General features: G+C 70.6%; 7 protein-coding genes. 2 read left to right on the top strand and 5 right to left on the bottom strand.

Annotation, left to right across the window (positions count from 1 at the left end; genetic code table 11):
* Nucleotides 1-1,645: DEAD/DEAH box helicase (locus AC1DP0_RS17360; RefSeq protein WP_478086737.1), on the bottom strand; the 1,645-nt coding region annotated here is incomplete at its 3' end.
* Nucleotides 1,646-1,893: 248 nt separating this feature from the next.
* On the opposite strand from AC1DP0_RS17360, the gene AC1DP0_RS17355 reads away from it, so the two are divergent.
* On the top strand, nt 1,894-2,628 hold the full coding sequence (locus AC1DP0_RS17355; RefSeq protein WP_478086735.1) for a ferritin-like fold-containing protein: 735 nt from the start codon (nt 1,894-1,896) through the stop codon (nt 2,626-2,628).
* Nucleotides 2,629-2,703: 75 nt separating this feature from the next.
* Here AC1DP0_RS17355 and AC1DP0_RS17350 read toward each other — a convergent pair whose 3' ends face one another.
* From AC1DP0_RS17350 to AC1DP0_RS17335, 4 genes are all read right to left on the bottom strand, one after another.
* Nucleotides 2,704-2,967, bottom strand: coding sequence for a GlsB/YeaQ/YmgE family stress response membrane protein (locus AC1DP0_RS17350; RefSeq protein WP_478086733.1), 264 nt, complete (start codon nt 2,965-2,967; stop codon nt 2,704-2,706).
* 176 nt (nt 2,968-3,143) lie between these two features.
* Complete coding sequence (locus AC1DP0_RS17345; RefSeq protein WP_478086731.1) at nt 3,144-3,416, bottom strand: GlsB/YeaQ/YmgE family stress response membrane protein; 273 nt, start codon at nt 3,414-3,416, stop codon at nt 3,144-3,146.
* 233 nt (nt 3,417-3,649) lie between these two features.
* Entirely contained in the window at nt 3,650-3,871 is a 222-nt protein-coding gene (locus AC1DP0_RS17340) for a DUF3107 domain-containing protein (RefSeq protein ID WP_478086729.1), read from the bottom strand.
* A 56-nt stretch (nt 3,872-3,927) separates the two neighbouring features.
* A complete protein-coding gene (locus AC1DP0_RS17335; RefSeq protein WP_478086727.1) occupies nt 3,928-4,617 on the bottom strand; it encodes a TetR/AcrR family transcriptional regulator in 690 nt (229 codons plus the stop codon).
* A 110-nt stretch (nt 4,618-4,727) separates the two neighbouring features.
* On the opposite strand from AC1DP0_RS17335, the gene moeB reads away from it, so the two are divergent.
* Nucleotides 4,728-5,565: molybdopterin-synthase adenylyltransferase MoeB (gene moeB / locus AC1DP0_RS17330; protein WP_478086723.1), on the top strand; the 838-nt coding region annotated here is incomplete at its 3' end.

Below are 5,565 nucleotides of genomic sequence, written 5' to 3'. Positions count from 1 at the left end.
CGCCACCGGTCGCGCCGGCAGCACCGGCCGCTGCAGCCCCGGCGCCGCGCGTGCGGCGGCGGTTGCGGCTGCGGCGGGAACGGCCCTCGTCGCCCTCCTCCGAGGCCGAGGCCGACGCCGACGACTCGGACGGCTCGGACGGCTCCGCGTCGTCACGGGCGCGGCCGGTCGAGTGCGAGCGACCGCGGTCGCCGCCACGCTCACCCCGCCCGCCACGATCGCCGCGACCGGCACCAGCGCCGGACTTCCCGTGGCGCTTGCCCGTCTCGCCGAGGTCCTCGATCTCCTCGGCTCCGAGGCCGGCCAGCTTCTGCTGCGAGCGCCGCAGGCGGCCCTTGGCGTCGGTGGGGATGTCGAGGTCGGAGTAGAGGTGGTCGGAGCTGGAGTAGGTCTCCTGCGGCTCGGGGATACCGAGGTCGAGCGTCTTGTTGATGAGCGCCCAGCGGTGCAGGTCGTCCCAGTCGACGAACGTCACGGCGACACCGGTGTTGCCGGCACGAGCCGTGCGCCCGATGCGGTGCAGGTAGGTCTTCTCGTCCTCGGGGCACTGGTAGTTGATGACGTGCGTGACGTTCTCGACGTCGATGCCGCGCGCGGCGACGTCGGTGGCGACGAGGATGTCGACCTTGCCGTTGCGGAACGCGCGGAGGGCCTGCTCGCGGGCACCCTGGCCGAGGTCGCCGTGGATCGCAGCGGCTGCGAAACCGCGCTCGACGAGCTCGTCGGCGACCTTGGCCGCGGTGCGCTTCGTGCGGCTGAAGATGATCGTCAGGCCGCGGCCGTTGGCCTGCAGCATGCGCGAGAGCATCTCGACCTTGTCCATGGCGTGCGCGCGGTAGACGAACTGCTCGACCGCCTTGACGGTGTGGGCGTTCTCGTTCTCGTCGCCCATCGCACGGATGTGCGTCGGCTGGGACATGTAGCGGCGGGCGAGGGCCACGATGGCGCCCGGCATCGTCGCGGAGAAGAGCATCGTCTGGCGCGACGCCGGCGTCAGCGACATGAGCGTCTCGACGTCGGGCAGGAAGCCGAGGTCGAGCATCTCGTCGGCCTCGTCGAGCACGACGGTGCGTGCCTGCGACAGGTCGAGGTGGCCCTGCTTGGCCAGGTCGATCAGACGACCGGGGGTGCCGACGACGACCTCCACGCCGGTCTTGAGGGCCTCGACCTGGGGCTCGTAGGCACGACCGCCGTAGACGGTGAGCACCCGGACGCCGCGCTTGCGGCCTGCGCGCTCGAGGTCGCTCGCGACCTGCACGGCGAGCTCACGCGTCGGCGCGACGGCGAGGGCCTGCGGCTTGCCGGGACGGGCGAGCGAACCGAAGGCATCCTCGCCCGGCGGCACGACGCGGTTGAGGATCGGCACGCCGAAACCGAGGGTCTTGCCGGTGCCGGTCTTGGCCTGGCCGATGATGTCGTGGCCGGCCAGCGCCACCGGCAACGTCATCGCCTGGATGGGGAAGGGCGTGACGATCCCGTGCTCGGCGAGCGAGGCGACGATGTCGGGGTGGACGTCGAAGTCCGCGAAGGTGACGTCGGGGGCGACCGGCGCCGGAGCCGTCTCGGTGAGGGCTTCGGTGTTGGTGGGCTCGGGCGCGTCCGTGGCGACCCCCGCGTCGGCGGGGATCTCGTGGGGCTGGGTCATGGGCATCTCTCGATCGGCACGAGCACCCCGCCTGTGCGGGAGCTCAGTGGCGCGTGACGGGCCGATCGGAGACTGTCAGGGACGGTGGGTGGCTCTCGCACGTCGTGAACACTGTGCGGGCTCCACCGGTGCGCGGGGTTCACGAGCACCACCTGGGCAAACCATCGGGCCGACCGGGCACCGAGTTGTCCGGCCCAGTCTACCGGCATGCGGGCAGAACGCCCGAACTCCATCACTAGATTGGGCCCATGAGTGAGGACGCGACGCCCGAGACCACCGAGGACAGCCTGGGGGAGCAGGGTGAGCAGGGTGAGCAGGACGGCGAGGCGGGCTACCTCGCCGCCGTCACCGACCTGCTCGGCGCGCTGGCCTACGGCGAGCTGCGCGCCTTCAGCCAGCTGGCCAAGGACGCCGAGCTCGCACCCACGCTGCGTCACAAGTCGGCGCTGGCCATGCTGGCCGCCCACGAGCTGAAGAACTACTCGGTCCTCACCGAGCGCCTCCGGTCGCTCGGCGTGGAGCCGGAAACGGCGATGGAGCCCTTCGTACCCGCCGTCGACGCCTTCCACGAGCGCACGAGCGCCTCGGACTGGCTCGAGGGCCTGGTCAAGGCCTACGTCGGCGAGGGCATCGCGCAGGACTTCTACCGCGAGATCTCGCGGTACGTCGACGAGGACACCCGCGCGCTCGTCCTCAGCGTGCTCGAGGACACGGGCCAGGCCGAGTTCGCCGTCACCGTCGTGCGGGAGGCCATCGCCGCCGAGCCGCGTCTCGCGGGCCGTCTGGCGCTGTGGGGCCGTCGTCTGGTCGGCGAGGCGCTCACGCAGGCGCAGCGCGTCGGCGTCGAGCGTGACGCTCTCGCAAGCATCCTCGTCGGGGCGCCGGGTCGCCCCGGCGCCGACCTGGCCGAGCTCGGGCGCATGTTCGCGCGGCTCACGGACGAGCACTCCCGCCGCATGGAGCGCCTCGGCCTGTCGGCCTGAGCAGGCGTATGCCGCCCTGCCCGCACATGCCGAAGGGCCCGACCGCATGGCCGGGCCCTTCTGTGGTCGGGTCGGTCAGACCGACTTGTGGCTCATGCGGCCGTAGACCACGATCAGGAGCGCTGCGACGATCGCGCCCAGGATGAGCGGGATCCACGCGATGCCCGAGTTGTTGGAGTAGCCCAGCTGGCGCACGACGAACGTCACGATGACGTTGGCGACGATGCCGATGAGGATCGTCACGACGAGCGAGATGTTCTGCTTGCCGGGGAGGATGAGCCGACCGAGGGCGCCGATGATGGCGCCGACGATGATGGCTCCGATGATGGTGCTGACCATGTGTCACAGCTCCTTCTGGTCACGGGTGACCGTTTGGTCCGCGAGGCCGCGGACGAACACGTGCAACGAGTTCAATCTCCCACCGCTTGGGGCGGGAGTGGTGGATGTGGCGGGTGTCGTTTCCATGTCAATTGGGCAGGAATCGAGCGGACGAGGCGCGGTGGCTTCCTCGGGGCTCAGCGCGTCGGGCGGGTGCCGGAGAGCATTCCGTAGCCCACGATGAGCGCGGCTGCGACGACGACGCCGATGAAACCGGAGATCCAGTCGATTCCCCTGGTGTCGTTGACACCGGTGGCCGTGTAGTAGATGAACGCGCCGATGAGCGACCCGACGGCGCCCAGGACGACGGTGAGCAGGACGCCCATGTCCTGCTTGCCGGGCAACACCAGTCGGGCGAGCGGTCCCACGATCGCGCCCGCGACGAGGGCCGCCAGGATGGTTCCGATCACGGTTGCGCCTCCTCCTTCGAACCCGCTCGGCGGGCGGTGACGGACCGGCGGTCCCGGCCCGTTCCTCCACCCTGTACACGTCCGGGGGCCGCCAGCCACGCCGGGACGTCGTCGGGCACGACGAGGGCCGCCGACCCGTTCCGGTCGGCGGCCCTCGTCACCGGGTCGACCTCAGGTCGTCACCACGCGGCGACGAGCGTGATCTCCTGCAGCACAGCTGTTCTCGTATGCGTTCAGTGAGCGCCGAACCCGACGCCCGCCTTGCGCTCGGCCCCCGTCGTCACGTAACCGATCGACGCGGACGGGACGATGACCCGGCCGCCCTTGTCGTCGGTCAGCTCGAGGACGTCTGACCCGAGCGCTGCCTTGACGGCGGCGTGGATCTCGTCGGACGACTGAGCCGTCTCGAAGGTGATCTCGCGTGCCACGTTCTGCACGCCGATGCGGACCTCCACGTCAAACCTGCTTTCTCCGTTCTGGTGGACACGGTCGACCGCGTCCTGTCGTCACCTTAACCAGCGGGGCTGCCGACGGATTCCCTTGCCGCGCCGCCGGGCCTGTCGCCCTCGCCCTTGTCCTCGGCGCGCCCGACGAGGGGGAAGGCGCCGAAGCCGCGGCGGATCAGGGCTGCCGTGATCCGGACGGCGGTCTCCTTGGAGACCTCCGCCTCGTGCGTCAGCCAGTGCCGGGCCGAGGTCTGGGCCAGACCGACGAAGGCCACGCCGACGAGCACGGCCTCCTGCTGGTCCATCGAGGTCTCACTGCGGATGATCTCGGCCATCGCCTCGGCGCACGTGAGGTCGATCTGGTCGAGGCGCCTGCGCACCTCTGGGTCGTTCGCGAGGTCGGACTCGAAGATGAGGCGGAACGCGGCGCCCTCCTGGCCGACGAAGTCGAAGTAGGCGCGCGTCATCGTGTTGATTCGTGCCTTGTTGTCCGAGAGGGCGAGCGCATCGCGGACGAGCTGCTCGAGCTCACCGGTGTGCTGGTCGATGAGCGCGAGGTAGAGCTCGAGCTTGCCGGGGAAGTGCTGGTAGAGCACCGGCTTGGACACCCCGGCGCGGCCGGCGATGTCGTCCATCGCGGCGGCGTGGTAGCCGTTCTCGACGAACACCCCCAGGGCGGCGTCGAGGAGCTGGGCGCGCCGCTCCGATCGGGGCAGCCGCTGCCCGCGTCCCGGCGGGGTCGTCTCGTCAGCCATGCGGATCCTCTGTGCTTGTGGGCGCGTTGCTCGTCGTCCTCGTCGTCCTCGTCGTCCACCCCCGCGGACGACCTTGTCCGTCTCACCATACCGAGCAGTACGGTGAGGGGATGTCGACGGATCCGCTGGTCAAGACGGGTCGGGCACTCAGCAGGGCCGAGACCACGAGGTACGCCCGACACGTGCTGCTGCCCGATGTCGGTCGCGACGGGCAGGAGCGGCTCAAGGCTGCGCGCGTGCTCGTCGTGGGTGCCGGCGGGCTCGGCTCGCCCGCCCTGCTCTACCTCGCCGCTGCGGGCGTCGGCACGATCGGTGTCGTCGACGCCGACGTCGTCGACCTCACGAACCTGCACCGTCAGGTCATCCACTCCGACGCCGACATCGGCCGACCCAAGACGGAGTCGGCGGAGTCGGCCGTGCACCGGGTCAACCCGCACGTCACCGTCGAGCGCCACGACCTCGCGCTCGACTCGTCCAACGCGCTCGAGATCATCGGCCGCTACGACCTCGTCGTCGACGGCACCGACAACTTCCCGACCCGCTATCTCGTCAACGACGCGTGCGTCATGCTCGGCAAACCGCACGTCTGGGGCTCGATCCTGCGCTTCGACGGGCAGGTCTCGGTGTGGTGGGCAGGCCACGGGCCCTGCTACCGCTGCGTCTTCCCCGAGCCGCCCCCGCCGGGGTCGGTGCCGAGCTGCGCCGAGGGTGGGGTGCTGGGCGTGCTGTGCGCGGCCATCGGCTCGGTCCAGTCGACCGAGGCGATCAAGCTGCTCCTCGGCATCGGAGAGCCGCTGACCGGTCGGCTGCTGGTCCATGACGCGCTGAGGCAGACCTGGGACACCCTGACCGTCCGCGCCGACCCGGACTGCCCCGTGTGCGGGACCGACCCGAGCGTCACCGAGCTCATCGACTACGTCGAGTTCTGCGGGGTGCCCGGTGCCGCAG

It is taken from the genome of Terrabacter sp. P5_B1 (assembly GCF_056400505.1).
This window is presented reverse-complemented; position numbering and strand designations above follow the sequence as displayed.